This window comes from Martelella sp. UBA3392 (genome assembly GCF_002358775.1).
GTDB lineage: Bacteria > Pseudomonadota > Alphaproteobacteria > Rhizobiales > Rhizobiaceae > Martelella > Martelella mediterranea.
Genome location: NZ_DEPM01000099.1, coordinates 1 through 21,484, shown reverse-complemented (window position 1 = coordinate 21,484; position 21,484 = coordinate 1). Strand labels below are relative to the sequence as shown.

Annotated in this window: 22 protein-coding genes; 18 read left to right on the top strand and 4 right to left on the bottom strand. The window is 62.3% G+C overall.

Annotated features, from left to right (window positions below; translation table 11 throughout):
- From B4E36_RS07495 to B4E36_RS07485, 3 genes are all read left to right on the top strand, one after another.
- A partial coding sequence (locus B4E36_RS07495; protein WP_345900186.1) for a strawberry notch C-terminal domain-containing protein occupies nucleotides 1-1,813 on the top strand: 1,813 nt, incomplete at its 5' end.
- Nucleotides 1,813-2,877 carry a DUF7146 domain-containing protein gene (locus tag B4E36_RS07490; protein WP_292060086.1) on the top strand — a complete coding sequence of 355 codons (1,065 nt, stop codon included), beginning with the start codon at nucleotides 1,813-1,815 and terminating at the stop codon, nucleotides 2,875-2,877. The genes B4E36_RS07495 and B4E36_RS07490, both read left to right, overlap by 1 nt.
- A 324-nt stretch (nucleotides 2,878-3,201) precedes the next feature.
- Nucleotides 3,202-4,122, top strand: coding sequence for a DUF2493 domain-containing protein (locus B4E36_RS07485; RefSeq protein WP_292060088.1), 921 nt, complete (start codon nucleotides 3,202-3,204; stop codon nucleotides 4,120-4,122).
- A 71-nt stretch (nucleotides 4,123-4,193) separates the two neighbouring features.
- On the opposite strand, the gene B4E36_RS07480 is transcribed toward B4E36_RS07485, so the two are convergent.
- A complete protein-coding gene (locus B4E36_RS07480; RefSeq protein ID WP_292060089.1) occupies nucleotides 4,194-5,348 on the bottom strand; it encodes a calcium:proton antiporter in 1,155 nt (384 codons plus the stop codon).
- A gap of 262 nt (nucleotides 5,349-5,610) precedes the next feature.
- Here B4E36_RS07480 and B4E36_RS07475 point away from each other — a divergent pair, with 262 nt between their 5' ends.
- Both B4E36_RS07475 and B4E36_RS07470 read left to right on the top strand, forming a co-directional pair.
- On the top strand, nucleotides 5,611-6,048 hold the full coding sequence (locus tag B4E36_RS07475) for a hypothetical protein (RefSeq protein WP_292060090.1): 438 nt from the start codon (nucleotides 5,611-5,613) through the stop codon (nucleotides 6,046-6,048).
- A gap of 580 nt (nucleotides 6,049-6,628) precedes the next feature.
- Complete coding sequence (locus B4E36_RS07470; protein ID WP_022698286.1) at nucleotides 6,629-6,949, top strand: DUF736 domain-containing protein; 321 nt, start codon at nucleotides 6,629-6,631, stop codon at nucleotides 6,947-6,949.
- 200 nt (nucleotides 6,950-7,149) lie between these two features.
- Here B4E36_RS07470 and B4E36_RS07465 read toward each other — a convergent pair whose 3' ends face one another.
- The gene (locus B4E36_RS07465) at nucleotides 7,150-7,563 is read right to left on the bottom strand and encodes a MerR family transcriptional regulator (protein ID WP_024338473.1); all 414 of its coding nucleotides are present in this window, start codon (nucleotides 7,561-7,563) and stop codon (nucleotides 7,150-7,152) included.
- 114 nt (nucleotides 7,564-7,677) lie between these two features.
- On the bottom strand, nucleotides 7,678-9,723 hold the full coding sequence (locus tag B4E36_RS07460; RefSeq protein WP_024922550.1) for an NAD(+) synthase: 2,046 nt from the start codon (nucleotides 9,721-9,723) through the stop codon (nucleotides 7,678-7,680).
- Between the two features lie 236 nt (nucleotides 9,724-9,959).
- Between B4E36_RS07460 and B4E36_RS07455 the strand changes: the two genes are divergently transcribed.
- The 7 genes from B4E36_RS07455 to B4E36_RS07425 all read left to right on the top strand — a co-directional run bounded on the left by B4E36_RS07455 (nucleotide 9,960) and on the right by B4E36_RS07425 (nucleotide 17,826).
- Entirely contained in the window at nucleotides 9,960-10,508 is a 549-nt protein-coding gene (locus B4E36_RS07455) for an MAPEG family protein (RefSeq protein WP_024338471.1), read from the top strand.
- 129 nt (nucleotides 10,509-10,637) lie between these two features.
- Nucleotides 10,638-13,691 carry a heavy metal translocating P-type ATPase gene (locus B4E36_RS07450; RefSeq protein WP_097142796.1) on the top strand — a complete coding sequence of 1,018 codons (3,054 nt, stop codon included), beginning with the start codon at nucleotides 10,638-10,640 and terminating at the stop codon, nucleotides 13,689-13,691.
- Between the two features lie 81 nt (nucleotides 13,692-13,772).
- Nucleotides 13,773-14,297: a signal peptidase II gene (lspA, locus tag B4E36_RS07445; protein ID WP_044411231.1), complete on the top strand. Its 525-nt coding sequence runs from the start codon at nucleotides 13,773-13,775 to the stop codon at nucleotides 14,295-14,297.
- Between the two features lie 2 nt (nucleotides 14,298-14,299).
- Nucleotides 14,300-15,034 (top strand): cytochrome c biogenesis CcdA family protein, encoded by a 735-nt coding sequence (locus B4E36_RS07440; RefSeq protein WP_024343497.1) that lies wholly within the window; start codon nucleotides 14,300-14,302, stop codon nucleotides 15,032-15,034.
- A 118-nt stretch (nucleotides 15,035-15,152) separates the two neighbouring features.
- Nucleotides 15,153-16,025 carry an undecaprenyl-diphosphatase UppP gene (gene uppP, locus B4E36_RS07435; protein WP_024343496.1) on the top strand — a complete coding sequence of 291 codons (873 nt, stop codon included), beginning with the start codon at nucleotides 15,153-15,155 and terminating at the stop codon, nucleotides 16,023-16,025.
- 23 nt (nucleotides 16,026-16,048) lie between these two features.
- Nucleotides 16,049-16,705, top strand: coding sequence for a cation transporter (locus B4E36_RS07430; RefSeq protein WP_024343495.1), 657 nt, complete (start codon nucleotides 16,049-16,051; stop codon nucleotides 16,703-16,705).
- Between the two features lie 74 nt (nucleotides 16,706-16,779).
- The gene (locus B4E36_RS07425; protein ID WP_024343494.1) at nucleotides 16,780-17,826 is read left to right on the top strand and encodes an IS110 family transposase; all 1,047 of its coding nucleotides are present in this window, start codon (nucleotides 16,780-16,782) and stop codon (nucleotides 17,824-17,826) included.
- 199 nt (nucleotides 17,827-18,025) lie between these two features.
- Here B4E36_RS07425 and B4E36_RS07420 read toward each other — a convergent pair whose 3' ends face one another.
- Entirely contained in the window at nucleotides 18,026-18,244 is a 219-nt protein-coding gene (locus B4E36_RS07420; protein WP_024343470.1) for a helix-turn-helix domain-containing protein, read from the bottom strand.
- 155 nt (nucleotides 18,245-18,399) lie between these two features.
- Here B4E36_RS07420 and B4E36_RS07415 point away from each other — a divergent pair, with 155 nt between their 5' ends.
- The 6 genes from B4E36_RS07415 to B4E36_RS07395 form a co-directional block, all read left to right on the top strand.
- On the top strand, nucleotides 18,400-18,660 hold the full coding sequence (locus tag B4E36_RS07415) for a helix-turn-helix domain-containing protein (protein WP_044406454.1): 261 nt from the start codon (nucleotides 18,400-18,402) through the stop codon (nucleotides 18,658-18,660).
- A gap of 20 nt (nucleotides 18,661-18,680) precedes the next feature.
- Nucleotides 18,681-19,049 carry a DNA -binding domain-containing protein gene (locus B4E36_RS07410; protein WP_345900185.1) on the top strand — a complete coding sequence of 123 codons (369 nt, stop codon included), beginning with the start codon at nucleotides 18,681-18,683 and terminating at the stop codon, nucleotides 19,047-19,049.
- A 142-nt stretch (nucleotides 19,050-19,191) separates the two neighbouring features.
- Complete coding sequence (locus B4E36_RS24295) at nucleotides 19,192-19,527, top strand: transcriptional regulator domain-containing protein (protein WP_366927447.1); 336 nt, start codon at nucleotides 19,192-19,194, stop codon at nucleotides 19,525-19,527.
- Nucleotides 19,475-19,951 carry a DUF2285 domain-containing protein gene (locus B4E36_RS07405; RefSeq protein ID WP_292060091.1) on the top strand — a complete coding sequence of 159 codons (477 nt, stop codon included), beginning with the start codon at nucleotides 19,475-19,477 and terminating at the stop codon, nucleotides 19,949-19,951. Before B4E36_RS24295 ends, B4E36_RS07405 begins: the two co-directional genes overlap by 53 nt.
- A 127-nt stretch (nucleotides 19,952-20,078) precedes the next feature.
- Nucleotides 20,079-20,351, top strand: a complete 273-nt coding sequence (locus B4E36_RS07400; RefSeq protein ID WP_044406460.1) for a helix-turn-helix transcriptional regulator — start codon at nucleotides 20,079-20,081, stop codon at nucleotides 20,349-20,351.
- An 8-nt stretch (nucleotides 20,352-20,359) separates the two neighbouring features.
- On the top strand, nucleotides 20,360-21,484 hold a 1,125-nt coding region (locus B4E36_RS07395), incomplete at its 3' end, for a replication initiator protein A (protein WP_345900183.1).

The following is a 21,484-nucleotide window of genomic DNA, read 5'->3' as shown; positions in this document are numbered from 1 at the left end:
CGCCGACGCGGCATATTATGTGCTCGACTACCTGGCCCATTCCTTCCCTGTGCAGCTCTACGAGCCCTTCACCGACTCCGAGGGCAATCTGTGTTCCCGCCCGGTAACTCGCGATGGCCAGCCCGTCGAAAGCCGCGAGGCCGTCGCCCGGCGCGACCGGCTGATTGAAAAGCTCGCCTCGCTGCCGCCGGTCCCCGGTGCGCTCGACCAGATCATCCAGCGTTTCGGCACCGACATGGTCGCCGAGGTCACGGGTCGCTCGCGCCGCATCGTCCGCAAGCCCGGTGCCGGCGCTACCGCTGATCGCCTCGCCGTCGAAGGCCGTGCCATTTCGGCAAACCTCGCCGAGACCCAGGCCTTCATGGATGACTTCAAGCGTATCCTGATCTTCTCGGACGCCGGGGGGACAGGGCGCTCGTACCACGCAGACCTCACCGCCAGAAACCAGCGTCTGCGCGTCCACTATCTGCTGGAGCCGGGCTGGAAGGCCGATGCGGCGATCCAGGGCCTGGGGCGCACCAACCGCACCAACCAGGCGCAGCCTCCGCTGTTCCGGCCGGTCGCCACCGACGTGAAGGCGGAAAAGCGCTTCCTCTCCACCATCGCCCGGCGGCTCGATACGCTCGGCGCGATCACCCGCGGCCAGCGCCAGACCGGCGGCCAGGGCCTGTTCCGCGCCGAGGACAATCTCGAAAGCGCCTATGCGCGCGATGCGCTGCGACGACTCTATCTGATGATCGTCGGCGGCAAGGTCGAAGGTTGCCCGCTCCAGACCTTCGAGACGTCAACCGGCCTGAAGCTCGTGGACGATACCGGCATCAAGGACGACCTGCCGCCGATTACCACCTTCCTCAACCGGCTTCTGGCGCTCACCATCAATCTGCAGAACATCCTCTTCGCGCATTTCGAGCAGATCCTCACCGCCCGGATCGAGGGCGCCATTGCCAGCGGCACCTACGATGTCGGATTGGAGACGCTGAGGGGCGAGCAGTTCACGGTCACCGACCGGCAGGGGATCCATACGCATCCCGCCACCGGCGCGGAGACCACGCTGCTCACCGTCGCGCAGCGGGAGCGCAATCATCCCGTCACGCTGGACGAGGCGCTCGAACATCTCGTTGATCCACGTGCCGCCCTGCTGGTCAACGAGCGATCAGGCCGGGCCGCCGTGTGCGTTCCGACCACCAGCGTGATCGACGACGACGGTGTCGTCGAACGCCGGGTGCGCCTGATCCGGCCGATGGAAGCCACCAAGGTGCCCGTCGCAATGATGGGGGACACCCACTGGGTCGAAACCGACCGCGAGACCTTTGCGCGCATCTGGGACACCGAAGTGGCGGCGGTCCCGGAATTTACCGACAGCACCGTGCACATCGTTTCCGGCCTTTTGCTGCCGATCTGGAAACGCCTGCCCAATGAATCGACGCGGGTCTACCGGCTGCAGACCGATGATGGCGAGCGGATCATCGGCCGCAAGGTTTCACCGGCCTGGGCCGCGAACGCGGCGACGACGGGCGCCGCCAGCCTCTCGGCGGACGACGCCTTCGTTGCGCTGACCGAGGGCCGCACGATCCTCGAACTCGCCGAAGGGCTTCAGCTTCGCCGCGCCCGCGTCATGGGCGCGAACCGCATCGAGCTCACCGGTTTCACCGACACCATGCGCGACCGCCTCAAGGCCTATGGTCTCTTCGGCGAGATCATCTCGTGGAAGTTCCGGCTGTTCGTCCCGACCGACGCGTCCGGCGCCGCAGTCCTCACAAGGTTGCTGGAGCGGTTTCCGGTCGAGCGCATCGCCCAGCGGGAGGCTGCCTGATGACCCGCGATGCTTCAAACCTTGCGCATCGTCTCGGCCGGCAGGCCGAGGCCGTGTGCCGCGAATATCTCTCCAGTGGGCGGCGCGAGGGCCGCTACTGGATGGTGGGCGACGTGCGCAACACCAAGGGCCGCTCCATGTTCGTGCGCCTGACCGGCCCCGAGTCCGGCAAGGGCGCGGCGGGAAAATGGACCGACGCCGCAACGGGCGAGCATGGCGATTTGCTCGACATCATCCGCGAAAGCTGCGGTCTGTCTGAGTTCAGGGATGTGGCCGACGAGGCCCGGCGGTTCCTCAGCCTGCCGCATCCCGAACCGGAGCTGGCATCATCGCCTGGACGCAAATCGCCCGCGCCAACGGGCTCGCCGCTCGCGGCCAAACGCCTGTTCTCGATGGCGCGGCCGATTATGGGTACACGCGCGGAAACGTATTTCCGTAGACGCGGCATTACGGCATTGCATGGAACCGGGTCGCTGCGGTTTCATCCGCGCTGCTACTACCGGCCCGACGAGCATAGCCCGACAGAGACCTGGCCGGCCCTGATCGCGTCGGTCACCGATCTCGACGGACACCAGACCGGCGCGCACAGAACCTGGCTGAATCCCGATGGGTTCAGCGAGGCGACGCTCGGCAAGGCCCCGATCGAGACGCCGCGACGGGCAATGGGCGACCTGCTCGGCCATGCGGTGCGCTTTGGCGTGGCGGGCGAGGTCATGGCAGCGGGTGAAGGCATCGAGACCATGCTGTCGCTGCGATGCATATTGCCCGAGATGCCAATGGCCGCCGCGCTCTCCGCAGCCCATCTCGCCGCTATCCTGTTCCCCGACACGCTACGCCGACTCTATATCGTGCGCGACGACGACCCGGCGGGAGATGGCGCAAGGGATACGCTGATCGAACGGGCCGATGCGCTCGGCATCGAAGCGCTGCCACTCTCGCCGATGCTGGGCGATCTCAACGAGGATCTCCGCTTGCGTGGTCTCGACGCCTTCCGGTCTTCGATCCGGGTCCAGCTCGCACCGCAGGATGTCGCCAGGTTCATGGAGTCCGTTCTGTCCGCCTGAACGGGGCAGCGGTGCGGGCTATGGCGGTGACGTCGCAGCCTTCGTCAACGGCTCCCCGTGGATGCCGGAGAGGGCCGCGCCCCGGCCTTCCTGAGAGGGCGACCGGACAGCAGGCGGCCCGGTCCGGCAATGGCTGCGGCCAACGATTTTCCCTCGGCCCTTCGGGCCTTTCCATCGCGAAACAAAATCGCCGGCCTTCACCATCCTCCGCTGCCGCTCCGGTCCTTCCGCTGCCGCTCCAGGATGCAGGCCCGGTCCGCCCGCCGTCTTGTCTGCCCATGAAGGCCGCGGCGGGCGCGGCCAACCGACAAAGGGAGCCTCCCGATGACACTCGACGACGACACCTTCGAACCCCACCACGAATCCTCGCCGACCGAACACGCACTGAACGAACTGGAACTCCACGGCTACCGCCACGACGGGCACGGCCCGGACCCTCGCCTCGTCCCGGAGGACAACGTCATCGCCGGCGCAGTCTCCGACATCTTCGACGCCCTGATCGCCACCATGGCGGATACCGCTCTCGATGGCGAACTCGACGATCTGCTCTGGTCGACCGTCAATATGTTCCACCGTGCGGCCGACCGGCTCGAACGCAAGCTCGACGACAACGAGCAGGCCCAGAAGCGCGGGCAGCGCGAACAGGACGGCTCCGAAATCAAGGCGGTCGAGCTCGAGCGCCTCATCGAGACCGGGCAAGGTCTCATCGAACGCCGCGACGGCCTGGAAGTCTTCCGCGACAGCGCTGCCGAGCACTATCTGCGCACCACCGGATCACCATGGTCTCCGCGCACCGGCTCGCAGGTGAACCACCGCGCGCTGACATCGGCGATGATCGACAGCCGGGACTTCATCGCCGAGCGCAAACGCGCCAACCGCGAGGTGCTATTGCCGGCCGGCCCGAAGGTCGCCGTCTCCGGAGGCGCCGACTACAACGATCACAATCTGATCTGGGACAAGCTCGACCAGGTGCATGCCAAACACCCGGACATGGTTCTGATGCACGGCAAATCGCCCAAAGGCGCCGAGAAGATCGCCGCCCGCTGGGCCGATCATCGCAACGTCACCCAGATGGGTTTCGCGCCGGACTGGACGAAGCACGGTCGGGCAGCACCGTTCAAGCGCAACGACCAGATGCTCGATGTCCTTCCGATCGGGGTCATGGTGTTCCCCGGCACCGGCATTCAAGAGAACCTCGCCGACAAGGCGAGGAAGCTCGGCATCCCGGTGTGGCGGTTCGAATGAGCCGCCACCAATGTTCACTCGGCGGACGGAGGGCCTTTCGGCCGCGTAGCGTGAGTATCTGCTTTTCTCGCTCAGACCGTGAACAGCATGAGGCCGAACACGCCGAACAGAAGCAGATGCAGCATGCCTTGCGTCGCCGAAGTCCTGTGCCCCATGAAGGTCAGCGTCGTCAGGCCGATGGTGAGCGCCACCAGCACCGTCTCAACCTCCGAAATGCCGAAAATGACAGTCTTGCCCGTGATCAGACCAACGAGGAGGACGGCCGAAACCGTCAGGCCGACCGTCGAGACGAATGCGCCGAGACACAGATTGATCGCGCGCTGCGCTTGATTGTCGAGGGCGGCCCTAATTGCCGTGACGGATTCCGGGGTGAAGACGATGATCGCGATCAAGACGCCGCTTAGGGCGGCGGGCGCATCGGCCTTCTCAACGCCGTAATCGATGATGATGGAGAGATCGTGCGCCAACAGCACGATCGGCAGGATCAGCGCGACGAGCGTGATCGCATGCTTCAAGGAGTTTCCCCGGCCCTCGGCGGTTGCATGGCCGCCTGCGGCTTCGCGGCGGCGGGCCTCTCTCAGCAGAATCCGCATGGAGCCTGTCTCGGGCTGCACGAAGTCGCTCCGGTATCTGCCCATCTGAAGCGTGAGAAAGGCGGCATAACCGATGAGGATCAGGATCGAGATGGCGACCGCTTGCACGGGCGTGAATGTCCCGTCCCCCGAACCCGAATAGTTCGGAAGCAGGAATGCAACGCCGACGAAGATCAGGATCATGCTGATGAAGGTGATCGCTCCGGGAGCGTTGTACTCCTGCTCTCCATACCGGATCGCACCGGTGAGAAGGCAGAGCCCGGTCACGAGGTTCATGATGATCATCATGACGGCAAGAATCGAGTCTCGCCCGATGGTCGCGGATGCGCTTGGTCCCAGCATGACGGCGGCAATAAGGACGACCTCAATCACCACGATGGACACTGTGAGGACCAGCGTACCGTAGGGTTCGCCGAGCCGGTGGGCCAACTCGTCCGCCTGATGGGCGGCACCGAACGAGGCCATAAGGATGGTCCCGAACAGCAATATGAAGCAGGACGCAGCGACCGGAACCGACATGTCCGGCTCGAGTAGCGAGTGAAGCCCGAACCTGAACGCCACCACGACGGTCCAGGCGATCACGAGCGTGGTGCCGGTGGCGCGCAGCGAAAAAATTGAAGCGGAGTTCTGCATCTTCGAGACCTCTTTAGGGGTCGTCCCCTTCGAGATCATTCATGCCCGGGTCGTCCTGAGCAATGATCGCGTGGTCCACGCGAACATACGTCTGTTAGCACTCGGAGTACGCGGCGTCCATAATTCGCCGCTGGATAGCGATGTGACCGGGAAACAGACCTTCCCACTCGCAGCTTAACCCTGAATATGATACTGTTCTGAATTGCGCCGTGGTGGTGGTGGGGGCGCGACCGTTCGAACCACATCTTACGGAGACGCCACCATGATTGTTGCTGTTCTCGGATCCATCGCCGCAATTACAGTCCTCTGCTGGTTGCTGTTCACGCTCGCCATCTACGCATTGCCCGCGCTCGGGGGCGTGGCGGCAGGCATGTGGGCCTATGAGACCGGCGCCGGCCTGCCGGGCAGCGTCCTTGTCGGACTTGTCGGCGCGGGCCTGGTGTTTGGCCTTGCGCAGTTCCTCATCCTGTTCGCCCGACCGATGTGGGTGAAACTCGCCGTGGCGCTTGCCTTCGTCGCGCCGGCTGCCATCGCTGGTTTCCACGCCACCCACGGGATCGTCAAACATCTGATGCCATCGGAAACATGGCAAATCGTCTTCTCCGTGATCGGCGCGGTGGCGGTCGGCATCACGGCGTTCGTGCGCGTGACCTCAATGGCCCCGCCCGGACCTGCCGGGCAGACCGCCGCCAGCATCTGAACACAACGGTAGGTGAATCCGGGACAGGGGCTGAGGTTTTGTGCCGCGCCCATATCGAAGGGTGAGCAATGTGCGGCGCGGTACGGGACGGATCGGCGATTTCGGTTGAGCGCCGGCACTCCCGGACGGCATGGCGTGATTTGCCCCGAAACGTGCGACCGGTGACGGACGCAGAGCGGCTTGTTTCCGCATCAGGTGGCATCGCTGGGTATGAAGCGGACTGGCCTGCAGGGCCAAAGACGATTTCCGTGCCTTCGCCGGACTTAAACCGGGGTGTTCGGTATTGCCATTCTCTCCTTGAACTATCCCTGTGAGCCGACCGCTCCAAACGGCCTCTTCAATGGGCTGATCTGGCCGAAGACCGGCTGCGCCTCGATCGCCTATGGCGCAATGGCGCCCGTCAAGTTTCTTCCCCTGGCCGCTACGCGGCCATTCCTCGCGAGGCAAGAAACCCGCCGGATCGCCATCCTCCGCTGACGCTGCGGTCGCGAGCGATGCGCCGTCGATCGCCTCCGGCCTCTCCGATCGCCATCGAGGCCGCATGGTGCGGGCTCGAAACCAGTGATCAAGGAGAACTACCATGGCAACCATCGGCACCTTCAAGAAGTCCGGCAACGAATTCACCGGCGAAATCGTCACCCTCAACGTGCAGGCCAAGAACGTCCGCATCGTTCCCGAAACCAACCAGACCAGCGAGAACGCTCCCAGCCACCGCGTCCTGGTCGGCCGCGCCGAAATCGGAGCAGCCTGGTCCAAGCAGTCGAACGAGGGCCGCGACTATCTCGGCCTCAAACTCGACGATCCGAGCTTCACCGCTCCGATCTACGCCAACCTCTTCGACGACGAGGACGGCGGCTACAGCCTCATCTGGTCCCGTCCCACCCGCCGCAACGGCGAGTGAGGCCCAACAGGTTCCCGCCCGGCTAGTCCGGGCGGGACCTTTTCTTGTGCCGACCGAATCAGATGCGCCGTCAACCGCCGATTGCCCGATTCAAAACGGTTTTTCTGCTTTCAAATCGCCCAAAGGCGACTATTATAGATGGGGTATTCGGGCACTCCCTAGCCAACAAAGTCGTGGATGTTCCTGAATTCCTCAGCGATTCAGGGGGCATCATGCGAGTTGGGTGAGTCAGCTAAAACTTCTATGATCCGGCACGATGCGACTTTCCCATTGTCGCACGATTTGATCATCCGAGTGAGCTCGCTCTTAAGTCCGAGAAGGCGTCGGATCCGCACCTCGACGGCTTCGAGCTGATCGGTGGCAATTCGGCTCACCTGCTCACAAGAGGACTCTGGCCTTTCCTGCAGAGCGAGCATCGTCTTAATAGCCGGGATGTCGAAGCCGAGATCCCTGGAATGGCGTATGAACGTCAGTCGCCGAACATCCTCTGCTTCATAGAGGCGCCGCCTGCTCTCTGTGCGGGGCGGCGGCGGGATGAGATTGATCCGCTCGTAGTAGCGGATTGTCTCGATATTGACGCCTGTCCGTTGTGACAAGGCTCCGATGGTGATCATGGCGAATTCATTCCGTAACGGTGGTTCGAGTAGGGATAACAACTGGGCGGAAGCGTCATCGGCATCCGTGCGCCGATTGCCGTTGGCCGCTGAGCGCCAACCCTCAGGGCACGTTCATTCCGACGGCGTGTGAGCGCGCAACTCCTCCAACCAGAGGCGGGCGTTGCCATCCGACGGAGCGCGCCAATCGCCGCGCGGCGACAGCGAGCCGCCAGCAGTGACTTTGGGGCCGTTCGGCGACGCCGAGCGCTTGAACTGGCTGATCGTGAAGAAGCGATAGAGGAACACCTCCATCCACGATCTGATTGTGGGCAGATCATATGCGCGACGGCGCTCTTCCGGATACTGTGGAGGCCAAGCTCCGGCGGTGGCGTCACGCCAGGCATGGAAGGCCAGGAAAGCGATCTTCGACGGCTTCAGGCCATAGCGCGTCAAATAAAACAGGGTAAAATCCTGCAGTTCATAAGGCCCAATCTTCTCCTCCGTACTTTGTAAGGCGCCGCCTTCGCCGGCCGGCACGAGTTCTGGCGAAATCACAGTGTCAAGAATGGAGAGCAACGTGCCGTTCGTTGCCTCATCGAAGGCGGCTGACTGTGCCACCCAGCGGATCAAATGCTGGATGAGTGTTTTCGGCACCGACGCGTTGACGTTGTAGTGGCTCATATGGTCGCCGACACCGTAGGTCGACCAGCCGAGCGCGATTTCGGACAGATCGCCAGTGCCAAGCACCATGGCGCCTCGCTGGTTGGCTGCACGGAACAAGATGTCCGTGCGCAGGCCCGCCTGCACGTTCTCGAACGTCACGTCGTAAACCGGCTCGCCTTGCGCGAACGGATGCTGAAGTGACGCCAGCATCTGCTGCGCCAACGGCTTGATGTCGATCTCCTCGGCGGTGACGCCGAGACTACGCATCAGCGTCCAGGCATTTGCCTTGGTGGCCTCCCCCGTCGCGAAGCCCGGCATCGTGAAGCCGAGAATGTCGGACCGGGGCCAGCCTAGCCGGTCGAACGCTTTCGCCGCCACGATCAGCGCGTGAGTGGAGTCCAGACCACCGGAGACCCCGATGCAGACGCGGCGGATGCCCGTCGCCTGAAGGCGCTTCATCAACCCCTGGACCTGGATGCTGTAGGCCTCATAACAGTCCTGGTCGAGGCGTGCCGGATCGGCTGGAGCATAGGGGAAGCGCGCGACGGCCCTGCGCAGCCCGAGGTCCGTCATCGACGGCTCGAACCGGAAGCCGATACGCCGGAACCTGTCTTCAGGCATAGCTTGTGCGATGGCCGCCTCGTTGAAGGTGCCGGTGCGCAGGCGCTCCAGTCTGAGCCTATCAACGTCGACATCGGCGATGGCCATTTGCGAGTCCTGCGGGAACCGTTCGGTCTCTGCCAGCAGCTGCCCGAGTTCATAAATGCAGGCTTGACCGTCCCAAGCGAGGTCCGTCGTCGACTCGCCCGGACCGGCCGCGGAATAGATGTATGCAGCCCAGCACCGCGCCGATTGGGTTGCGCAGAGCAGCCGGCGGGTTTCGGCCTTGCCGACAGTGATGTTGCTGGCCGAGAGGTTGGTAAGGATGAGAGCGCCAGCGAGCGCGGCAAAGTCGCTGGGCGGAGCCGGTCCCCATACGTCCTCGCACAGCTCGACGTGGAAGACGAAGCCTGGCAAATCCTCGGCCGCGAAAATCATATCCATTCCGAAGGGGACGGACTGACCAGCGATCTCGATGGTAGCGCCTTTCAAGTTTCGGCCCGAAGCGAACCAACGCTTTTCGTAGAATTCCCGATAATTCGGCAGATGTCCTTTGGGAACAACACCCAAAATGCGCCCACGATGGACGGCGACAGCGCAATTGTAGAGTCGTCCTTCCCGCACCAGCGGCGCGCCGATGAGCAGAACCGGCGAAAGCTCGCGGCTCGCGGCCGCGACTTCCTCGATCGCTTGTTCCACCCGCTGCAGCAACGCGGCTTGGCCGAGAAGATCGTCAATCGCGTAACCGCAGAGGCCCAATTCCGGGAACACCATCAGCGCAACACCCTGGCGCGCACCGTCGCGGGCGAGCGCGAGCGTCTCAGCGACATTGTAGCTGGGATCGGCGACTTCGCATTTCGGTGTACAGGCAGCCACGCGAACGAAACCCTGCTGATAAATCGAATAGAAGCTCATCCGCCGGTCTCATCTCGTGTTCTTGCGGTGCCCGATCTCGGCACCAAGTGGCCGTGACCGCTGTTACGGCGACCGGGTTCAGTCACGGCCTCGACCCCTCGCAAGGGTTGATTCTGTAGTTACTACAGGATTTATATACCTATGATCGGGGCGTGTGAACCCACGCGCGATGAGTGGTCGCCCCCGGTCTTTCATCACCACAGGCAGGCGGCGGAGGACGACAAGGAGCAAGGACAGTGTTCAAGAGGCTCAGTTCTGACCAGGTGGGCATTGTCCGAGCCTCAGCCGTCGCGCTCGCCTTCGCGGCGGTCGTCCTTGTGGTTGGCTATGCCTGGCTGCCTCCTGAATTGTTCGGCCTCAGCCCAGAGATGGACTTCGGTGAGCGGATCGCGTTCACGTTGAAGGCGAGTATTCTCATGTTTCTCTGGCTGGCCGGCTGCGTCGGCGCGGTGAGCAGAGGCAGGTTCTATTCGCCGGCGGATATACGGGGCTCGGCGTTCGGCAAACCCAGCCCGGCAATCGCCGTGCGTGCCGCGGTGCTGCAGAATTCATTGGAGCAGACAGTACTGGCTTTTGGCGCACATCTGACCCTAGCAGCGCTTCTGCGAGAAACCGAACTGGTGCTCATACCGCTGCTGGTTGCTCTGTTTCTGGTTGGCCGCATCACCTTTGCATTCGGCTACGCCAAACGAGTCTCAGGCCGGGCTTTTGGCATGGCGCTCACCGGCGCCTCAATAATCGCGAGCTATGGAATTGTGGTCGGGCTGATAGCCGCCGGACGCTGACGTCTGTCGCTCGCTTGGACGGCAAAAAACGATTGAAAGGCCTCTTGCTCCTGTAGCCACTACAGAATGTATGGTGCGTGAAAGGATTCGAGCCGGGCTCGAGAGAATAAGCAAATTTAGGAGACCGCAATGACTATTGAAGCCGAGGCTAGAAGCACCTTAGGCACGTTACGCTTCAAGGTTGAGGGCTTGGATTGTCAGAACGAAGTTCGGATGCTTCGTGCCGCGGTCGGTCCCGTCGTCGGTGGCGAGGACAAGTTGTCGTTCGACACCAAGGGCGGTGTCATGGAGGTCGCGGGCCTGACCGCTCCGGCACTCGATACCATTGAGCAGGCGGTCGCTACCACTGGAATGAGGGCACAATTGCTGGCTGAGCTGGATAAGTCCTCCGCGTCGGCGTGGCTGTTCAAGGTCGAGGGCCTCGATTGCAAAAACGAGGTCGCGATGCTCAAGCGCGAAATCGGCCCTCTGGTTGGCGGTGAGGACTGGCTCGCCTTCGACACAGCAAAGGGGTTGATGACGGTCGCGCCTCAGCACCGTGCCTCGATCGACGAACTCGTGAGCGGCATCTCAAGAACCGGGATGTCAGGCTCTCTCATCCAGGATGGTTCGGCCGAAACCATGCTCCTGCGTGTGCGCGGCCTCGACTGCAAGAATGAGGTGGCTGCTCTGACCAGGGAACTGGGACCGCTCGTTGGCGAGGATAAGCTCGCCTTCGACACTTCGCAGGGTGCGATGACCATTGCACCTCAGAGCGGGACAACCCTCCAAGAGATCGAACAGGCGGTCGCGCGAACCGGGATGCGGGCTGAGCTGTGGACAGCGCCGGCCGTTGCTGAGCAGGCAACCTGCGATGCCGCAGGATCCGCGTGCGGTTGCGCGACCAACGTGAAGGAAGCCCTCAGCCCGCCGCCGATCAATCTGCCTGGCGGCGTTGTCTATCGAATCCATGGCATGGATTGTGCCGACGAGATCGCCGCCCTGAAGCGCGAAGTCGGCCCGCTCGTTGGTGAGGACAAGCTCGCTTTCGACCTTCTTAACGGCCGCATGTCGATCGACATGGCGCCTGACGCCGCCTTGGAGGCCAAGATCGAGAAGGCCGTTGTACGCGCCGGCCTGCAGGCGGAGCCCTGGACCGAGGGCGCCACCAGCGAAGGGGCACGGGCAGAAGAGCGGCGCAGACGCATTCAATCATGGCTGACTGCTGCGAGCGGCCTGTTCGTCGCGATCGGATTTGCGGTTCACGCCTGGGTCGGAGGTGGAATCATCGCGGCCTTCGAGGCAGGCGAACATGGTGCAGGTGCAACGCCGCTGCTAAGCGTCATTCTCTATACGCTCGCCGCGCTTTGTGCTGTGCGTTACGTGGCCCCGAAGGCTTGGCTCGCGGCCAGGCGCCTGCGTCCCGACATGAACCTCCTGATGGTGATCGCCGTCGTGGGTGCGATCGGAATTGGCGCTTGGTTCGAAGCCGCAACGGTTTCGTTCTTCTTCGCGCTCGCCCTTGCTCTCGAGGCCTGGAGCCTCGGCCGAGCGCGGCGGGCCGTGGCGGCCCTGATGGAGCTCGCGCCGCCGACCGCGCGCATCATGCTTGAAGACGGCACGGAGAGAGACGTGCCGGCAGCCGAAGTCCGTGTCGGTTCGCACATCATTATTCGACCTGGCGATAAAGTACCGCTCGACGGCCGTGTGGCCGCCGGAGAGAGTGAGGTCAACCAGGCACCGATCACCGGCGAAAGCGTCCCGGTCTTCAAATCGGAAGGAGACGACGTTTTTGCAGGCACCATCAACGGCGAAGGCGCGCTGGACGTCGTGACCACCAAGGCGTCAAGCGATACCACGCTCGCGCAGATCATCCGCATGGTCGGCTCCGCGCAGGGCCGGCGGGCTCCCAGCGAGCAGTGGGTCGAGAAATTTGCACGCGTCTATACGCCCGTCGTTATGGCGCTCGCGATAGCCGTTTTTTTGGTGCCGCCGCTGTTGCTCGGTGGTGGCTGGGAGGTTTGGTTCTATCGCGCCCTCGTATTGCTCGTGATCGCCTGCCCCTGCGCCCTTGTCATCTCGACGCCCGTGACCATTGTGGCTGCCCTTGCGGGAGCTGCGAAGCAGGGCGTGTTGGTGAAAGGCGGCGTCCATCTCGAGACGCCGGCGCGCTTGAAAGCAATCGCCATGGACAAGACGGGGACGCTCACCGAAGGACGTCCTCAGGTCGTGGAGATCTTGGCGCTCGGCAGCCGAAACGAGGATGACCTTCTTCGGTTAGCAGCAGCCCTCGAGGCGCGCAGCGAGCACCCCATCGCCCGCGCTATTTTGGCGAGGGCAACAGAAAACGGCATTGCCGCACAACCGGCCGAGGCCGTCCAGGCCATCACGGGTCGCGGCATGACCGGCCGCGTCTCCGGTCGCGAAGTCTGGCTTGGGTCACGCCGCTACCTCGATGAACGCGCGGTCGGCTCACCGGCCATCCTGGAACGCGCCGACACACTTTCCGGCGCTGGCCGGACCATTGTCGCCGTTGGCGACGGCCAGGAAGTCTGGGGACTGATCGCTGTTGCCGATGCTGTGAGGGCTGAAGCCAAGGATATCGTCACCGCGCTGCATCGGGCGGGCGTGGAAAAAGTGGTGATGCTGACAGGCGACAATCGGGCCACCGCCGAGGCGATTGCCAAGCAGACCGGCATTGATGAAGTTCGCGCGGAACTTCTGCCCGGCGACAAGGTCACGGCCGTCGAGGACCTGGTTCGGCGCTATGGCGTCGTCGCCATGGTGGGTGACGGGGTCAATGACGCCCCTGCCATGGGCCGCGCCAATCTCGGCATTGCCATGGGCGCAATGGGGAGCGACGCAGCCATCGAAACGGCAGACGTCGCCCTGATGTCGGACGACCTCTCCAGACTTCCCTGGCTCGTGCGCCATTCACGAGCCACGCTCGCCGTCATTCGGCAGAATATCGCCTTCTCGATCGCCGTGAAGCTGTTGTTCACAGTGCTGACGGTGATCGGTCTCGCATCCCTTTGGGGCGCGATCGCCGCCGATGTTGGGGCCTCCCTGCTGGTCGTTCTCAACGGTTTGCGGCTCCTCAATCGGGAACAGCGCCAGAGAGATGGTGGCCCAGTCGGCGGCGCAAAGGTTCGAGCACAGGAGCGCCAGCATTCCACTGTGGCTCGCCCTGCAACTGCGCATTGAGCCAATAGCGGCCGCCCTGTATTGGGGCGGCCGCTGACGACAGAAATGCCGATCAGAACCCGAAGAACACAAGGAATCATCGTGGCCGAACGTCCCGCTAGAAATATCGCGATATGGGTTGGCGGCGCATTTGTGGCCGCGCTTCTTTTCGACGTTGCTACGAAGTGGTTGATCATAAATGCCGTCATGGTCCCGCCACGCGTGATCGAGGTTGTGCCCTTTTTCAACCTGACGCTCGGCTTCAACACCGGAGTCAGCTTCGGGATGTTCCAAGATGTCTTCCTCGAGCATCCGTTGGTGTTGGCCGGGATCAAAGTGGCGATCACGGTCGGTCTTCTCGTTTGGGCAATGCGGACCCGCAGGACCATTGAAGCAACGGCTCTCGGTTTGATCGCCGGCGGCGCCGCCGGCAACATCGTTGACCGCGTGCATCAAGGCGCGGTGACAGACTTTCTCGATTTTCACATAGGCAACTGGCATTGGCCGACCTTCAACATGGCGGATGTTGCAATCAGCATTGGCGTCGCGCTGCTCCTGGCTGGATCGCTTTTTTCGACCCAACCGGTGCTTCGCACGCAGGAGCCGCTTAGCAACGGGAAGCGCTGAGCATGGCGGCGCTGGAAATATCGTTGCTCGGGCTGGCGACAGCGGCCGCTGCCGGCGCTATCTCCTTCCTTTCACCCTGCGTCCTGCCGCTCGTGCCGGGCTACCTGTCCTATGTCGCTGGTGGCGCCGGCACGACCGGCAGCAGTGATGCGGTATCCCGGCTTCACATCTTCCGCCCTGCGCTGCTGTTCGTGCTCGGGTTCACGACCATATTCGTGCTGCTTGGAGTCAGCGCGATGGCCCTCGGCGGCCTTCTCCAACGCTTCCAGATGGAAACCAACCTGATCGGCGGAGCTCTGGTCATTGTCTTCGGTTTGGCGATGACGGGGCTCCTTCGCCTCCCGATACTCATGACCGACCGCCGATGGAACGGACCGCGCCAGGTCAATGGACCGGTCGGCGCCTTCCTGCTGGGTGTCGCCTTTGCCTTCGGCTGGACGCCCTGCATTGGCCCGGTATTGGGCTCCATCCTCACGGTAACCGCGACGTCATCAGGCAACGGCGCGATTCTTCTCGGAACTTACGGCCTCGGCCTCGGTGTGCCGTTTCTCCTCACGGCCCTCTTCATGGGAAACGCGGCAGCCGCATTGAAGCGCATGCGCCGCGTCGGTGCCGCGCTGAACATCGGCGGTGGTGCGGTCATGATCGGCGTCGGCGTTTTGATGATGACCGGGAGGTTGCAGGAGATCGCCATTTGGATGCTGATGACGTTTCCGATGCTGGGAGCGATCGGTTGAGGGACTCGCTGGCTGCCGCGAATTGCTGCGACTCGTCAGTCGGCTTCAGAACCCCCGCCGAACTTTGGCGCGTGATTCATCGGGGCGCGCCCGCGCCGCGCAACAACCGGGAGCCAGAATGACGGGAGCGTGTACTCAAGGCGTCGACACCGGATTCGTGGCGCTAGGCTATGGCAAGGTCGCCCTGCTCGGACTTGTCCAAGGCATCACCGAGTTGCTACCGATCTCTTCGACCGCCCATATGCGGATCGTGCCTGCGCTGCTCGGTTGGCAGGATCCTGGCTCAGCCTTTTCAGCCGCCATGCAGCTTGCAGCGCTTACTGCAGTCGTCAGTTATTTCTGGAGCGACGTGAGCCAACTAGCCACCAATTCGCTGCGTGCCGTCGCAAATCGGGATTTCCGAGATCGACACTTCCGCTTCTCGGTCGGAATTCTCCTTGCCACGATCCCGATCGGTATTGCCGGCCTTTCCTTGTCTGGAGCGTTGAACGCGTGCGGCTCGCCGCTTCGTACTCTCGAAGTCATCGGCTGGGCGTGCATCGTCATGGCTGTCCTCCTGGCGCTCGCGGAGATTTTTGCCCGGCACCGACGAACGCTTGAGAACACATCGGCCATCGATGCAATGATCGTGGGAATTGCTCAAATCGGAGCGCTGATTCCTGGCGTTTCGCGTTCAGGCTCGACTTTGACTGCGGCGCTCGCCCTCGGCCTGAAGCGAGATGAGGCGGCGCGGTTCTCATTCCTTCTTGGCCTGCCGGCAATCGCCCTGGCTGGCTTCAAGGAGCTCTGGGAACTCCACAAAGTGCAGCTTTCCGCCGACGGCTGGTCACTACTTCTTGTCGGGCTCGTCGTGGCTTCTATTTCCGCGTTCTGTGCGATTTGGGGGCTGATGCGCGTTCTCGAGCGTTTTTCCGCCTGGCCGTTTGTTATTTACCGAGGTGTTCTCGGTATCGTACTCATCTGGGCGGTTGCTTTGGGCTATTTCACTTGAGATGCAAAATATCGGAAACGTGTATGAGTGAAAAACAACAAGAAGAAGGTGAAATCGAGCTTGACGCGAGCAATGCCGCCGAACGCAGGACTCTTATCTGGGTTCTTGCCATAAACTTCTTGCAGGTGATCGTGGCCGGTGTCGTCGGCGTTATCGCAGACTCGACAGGTCTCTTGGGTGCCGCCCTGGATAATTTGGGAGATGCCGGCGTTTATGCCGTCAGCCTTTATGCCGTCGGCCGGACGATCGTGGCAAAGGTGCGAGTGGCGCGTCTTTCGGGTTTGCTTCTGATCGCCTTTGGACTTGCATTGTTCGTGGAGGTGCTTCGCCGTTTCTTCGTGGGTGCCGAGCCAATCGGCCTCGCCATGATCGTCACGGCTCTCGCCAATGCCGCGCTGAATGTAGTTTGCTTAAAACTGCTGCGGTCGCATCGGGATCGAGGTGTGCATCTCAAAGCGTCCTGGATCTTTACGACGAACGATATGCTGGCGAACGCCGGCATTGTCGCGTCGGGTGCCGCGGTCATGTTCTTCGCGTCCCCGCTGCCTGACCTAATCATCGGGTTGCTGGTTGGCGGCATCGTGCTCAAGGGTGGCTGGAATATCCTGAAGGAGGCGCACGATGCAATAGGTGATGGCTCGTCGCGGCCCAAGGGCCAGTCTAGTCCCGAGAACGACTGAAATAGTCGTAGTTTACAAAATGGTCTGTAGATTGGTTATGAGACGTGTCGACTCTTGATTCGGAGGAGTTCGGCATGTCTCAAAGCTATTATATTGGGCTGGATGTTTCCGCCCGAACAATCAATCTCTGCGTTGTCAACGCCGATGGGCAGGTAGCGCATGAACGAAAGCTTTCATCCAATCCGGAAGAGATTGCGCAGCATATCCTGTCGCTCCCGCTTCCAGTCGTCCGCGTCGGTCTCGAAGCAGGGATGCTGTCTCAGCACATTTATGGGCATTTAGCCGAAGCCGGCATTCCCATCGTGTGTGTAGAGACCCGGCACATGAAGGCGGCTCTCTCCGCGCAACTCAACAAGACCGACCGGCATGATGCGCGCGGAATCGCGCAGATGATGCGCGTCGGCCTCTTCAAACCCGTCCACGTCAAGACGCCGACAAGCCAGCGCCTTCGGACCGTCCTGACGGCCCGCCAACTCCTGCGAAACAAGCTCCAGGATGTTGAAAATGAAATCCGTGGTCTCATCCGAAACTTCGGATATCACCTCGGCAAAGTCACGGCGCGCGATTTCGAGCCGCGAGTACGGGAACTGATCGCAGGAAGCGACCTACACATAGTCGCTGATACGCTCCTGTTGGCGCGGCGATCGCTGCGGGAGCAGTTCGGTCGGTTGGACGATTTGCTTGTCCGTCTCGCGCGGGACGACACTGTTTCGCGCCGGTTTATGACGGTGCCGGGGGTCGGCCCGCTCGTAGCGCTCATCTTCCGGGCAACGGTCGATGTCCCATCTCGCTTCACTCGGTCGCGAACCGTTGGTGCCCATTTTGGTCTGACGCCGCGCAAGCACCAATCCGGCGAAGTGGATCGCACCGGCCGCATTTCGAGATGGGGTGACGCCATGACGCGCAGCGCGCTCTACGAGGCAGCACAGGTGCTACTGACTCGCGTAAAACGCTGGTCCACCCTAAAGGCTTGGGCTGCTCAGGTCTCGCGACGTCGAGGCCACAAGAAGGCGATCGTCGCCCTCGCTCGCCGCATCGGTGTCATACTGCATCGCATGTGGGTGGATGGAACTGAGTTCGACTGGGGTAAGCGGCCAGAGGCCGCCGCTCCTCTGACATAGGTTCGGTCAGGCGCAAGTCTGACTGAGGCGTCTCCCTGCGAGGGGACGAGGGACGGTGAGTTCGCAAATACGACTTGGCAGCGTCGGCATGTCCAACGCGAAGCCGCATTATAGATTGCTCCGCCGGCTCTTCTGATCCCATCCTGTGGCGGCCTCGTGCCGACCACGAAGAGAAGCATGATCCTCGCGGGAATACGGCTCAAAGCTGATCGTCGGGCCGGACCAATTCCATGTGGCTGACGCCGAGGGCCTGAGCCAATTCATAAAGCGTGATCACGGTCGGGTTCCTCCGGCCGCGTTCAAGGCTGCTGAGATACTGTTGACTGAAACCGGAGCGCGCTTCGACCTCTTCCTGGGTCAGGCCTTTCTCCCGACGCAGGCGGGCGAAGTTCCGGCCGACCAATTTGCGCATATCCATGCGCAGGAGGATCGTGATTTACATACTTTGAGTTTATCAACTATAGTATGTAAATGAGCCAGCGGAGCGCGCGGGAAGCCTCGCTATCCGATTGGCCCGAATAGAGAAGTCGTTTTAGTGGCGTGAATGCCGGGGTCTGTAGGAGGTGATCATGCATGATCACCGCCCGACAGGCACGGGCCGCGCGCGCATTGCTCGGTTGGACACAAGAGATGCTCGCAGAGAAGGCCCTGGTTTCGCTGACCGCGCTCAAGCGCCTCGAGTCCGTCAACGGACTCAAGGTGCATGAGAGCACGTGCGACCAGATTCGCCGGGCGCTGGAAGCAGCAGGCATCGTCTTCCTGTCCTCTGACCGAGGCGAAGGAGTGATGATTGTCGATGCCGCGAGACCTAACAAGCCAGAAGCGCTGGCCTGACAGCGGAGGTGTCAGGCGCAATGCGCCACACCTTTCGCAGCGATTTTTCGGTGCGCCTCTACAAATTTTGTCAATTTACGTTAACCATATGCACCGAGGCCTCGCGCCGAGAGACCGGGGGACAGATGGGGCAAGCTGACTTTCTGGACGAGCCGCCGCACAGCGAACACTTGACCGACTACGACCGCGCGCATTTTGAGACCTATCTTCGTTTGCTCGATGCGGAGGCCGACGCCGCGCATTGGGCCGAAGCTGTCCGCATGATCTTTGGACTCGATCCCGAAGAACAACCCGATCGTGCTCAGCACATTCATCAGACACATCTCGCCCGCGCGCATTGGATGACCGAGAACGGTTACCGCGACCTCCTGCGCTCCGCTTACCATTGAACACTCTCGACTGACCGAGCTTCGGGTGATGCGCTACATGCATCACCATATGTCGGTTGCCTGGCTTCCCTGATTTCAATTTTGACGCGACCTTCCAATCACATGCGTACCACCGCGCAGATTTGAGGAGGAGGAAGACGGCATGGTGGCGAAAAGGAACTGGCGAGATCCGACGAACTACCAATACCTGAGCGATCTGAATCCCGAAGGACTCGCTTGGGAGTTTCTCAGGCGAAATCCTGAATACCAGAAGGAGGCGGTAGCCTCCGACCCAGCGGACGACCGTGCCGCAGCCGCGCTAACGGCGCACTGGGGGTTGCGCTTTCCCGATAGCCCCAAACTTGTCCGCCATAGACGCAAAGATCTTCTGGAGCCCGGCCGTCGACCCGGCCGTCCTCATTCTGACAACTCAAAATGCCTCCACCATGCCAACGATGAACGTCACCATCGTCACGGCCGACGCCAGAGCCGCGGATGAGGGCCTCTACGTTCATTTCTCCTTCGGCACATCGCAGTTCGTAGCAATCTGTCTTGATGGCCACCCACCGGCTGGTCCGGTCGCGGCTGTGACGCTCATCGACCCGCACTTTCAGGATCGCATCGATGCGATCAATCGGTTCCGCGATGTGGCCCTGCGACGCGGAACTGCAATCGACAAGCGGATAACGCCGCACAGGCAGCGACAGCTGATCGAAATGCTCCGCACGATCGATGGACGCCAAGCGGGCGCCACCCATCAGGAGATCGCCGAGGCGGTGTTCGGCGCCGCCACAGTCAACGCCATCACCTGGAAATCCTCTTCGCTGCGCGACACGGTGATGCGTCGCGCTGCCACTGGCCTCGACCTCGTCTCCGGCGGCTATCGCCGCCTGCTTCTCGGCCACCGCCCCGACTTGAGCTAACCGCCGACCAGGGTGCGATTGTTTTCTGGAAACTTCGCACTCCCCCACGCCCCTTCTTCTCCGCCACCGTGACCCTGACGGCCCGCCGATATCCGGCGGCGCCAGCAAGGATCATGGAGGCACGATCATGTCCGCAGCCACCGCCGGCATCCCGCCGCGCTATCTGAGAACACCCGAAGCGGCCCGGTTGCTCAGCCTTTCCGCCCGCACCCTCGAAAAGCACCGCACCTACGGAACCGGTCCTGCCTACCGCAAACTCGGTGGCCGTGTCGTCTACTCCGTCGATGACCTGCAGGCCTGGGCGGAACGTGGCGTCAAGCAATCCACCTCCGACCCCGGCGTCGGCACGGTCCTTCCGGCCAAACGTCATGACGATCCGTCGTCTGCCGAGAGCCGCTGATTACTCCCATGACGACGCGGCCCCGCAAATCGGAACGGGAGCAGCTTGAGCTGTTCCGCGCTCTGCCGAGCGATCTCGCGCCGCGCGATGCGCAGGACCTCATGGCCTATCCGTTTTTCTCCCTATCCAAATCCCACCGCGTCGAGCCGATCGACTTCCGCACCGGTGAGATCGCCATCCGCGTGGAAGCCGTGCCAGAGCATGGGATGGCCACAATCTGGGATGCCGACATCCTGATCTGGGCGGCCAGCCAGATCGTCGAGGCGCGCGACAACGGCTTTCGCACTTCGCGCCTGATCGCCACTACCCCATACGAAATCCTGACCTTCGTCGGACGTGGCACCGGCGCGCGCGACTATCGCCGGCTGAGAGCCGCGCTCGACCGGCTGCAATCGACCACGGTCGCAACCACCCTGCGCCAGCCACCGTCCAATCCACGCAGCCGAAATGAAGGTGCGCCGAGCAGTCGTACGACCGGTAGGCGCATGCACCGCTTCTCCTGGATCAACGAATGGACCGAGCGCGCCGACGCGTTCGGCAATCCGGACGGAATCGAGCTCATCGTGCCGGACTGGTTCTACAAGGCGGTGCTGGACGAGGCGCTCGTCCTCACCATCGACCGCGCCTATTTCGGACTGACCGGCGGGATCGAACGCTGGCTCTACCGGATCGTGCGCAAGCATGGCGGCAGGCAGAAGCGCGGCTGGCGGTTCGACTTCCGGCATCTCTACGTCAAATCCGGGAGCCTTTCACCGTTCAAGCGCTTCGCCTTCGAACTGCGCGCGATCATCCAGCGCCAGCCGCTGCCCGGCTATACGCTGTTTCTCGAAATCGAAACGGGCGGGCGCACGCTGCTCGCCTTCGAGCCGGCGCCCTGTGGACAGGCTGTGGAAGCCGTCGTGCTATCGGGAACCCGGACTATCGTGCCATCGGGAACCGACCCATCGTGCTATCGGGAACCCAAACCGCATCTAACCTCTTCCACAGAAAGCGAAAATCGACCCCTTAACTTAGAGTCTAACAAAGAATCTAACTTTTGTAGGGGCGCGCCTTCTGGAGAAAAGCGCTCTCCGACGGGCCGAAAAGAGGAAGAGCGCGGACGCCGGACGGCTGTCGGTTTCCCCAAAAGCGTG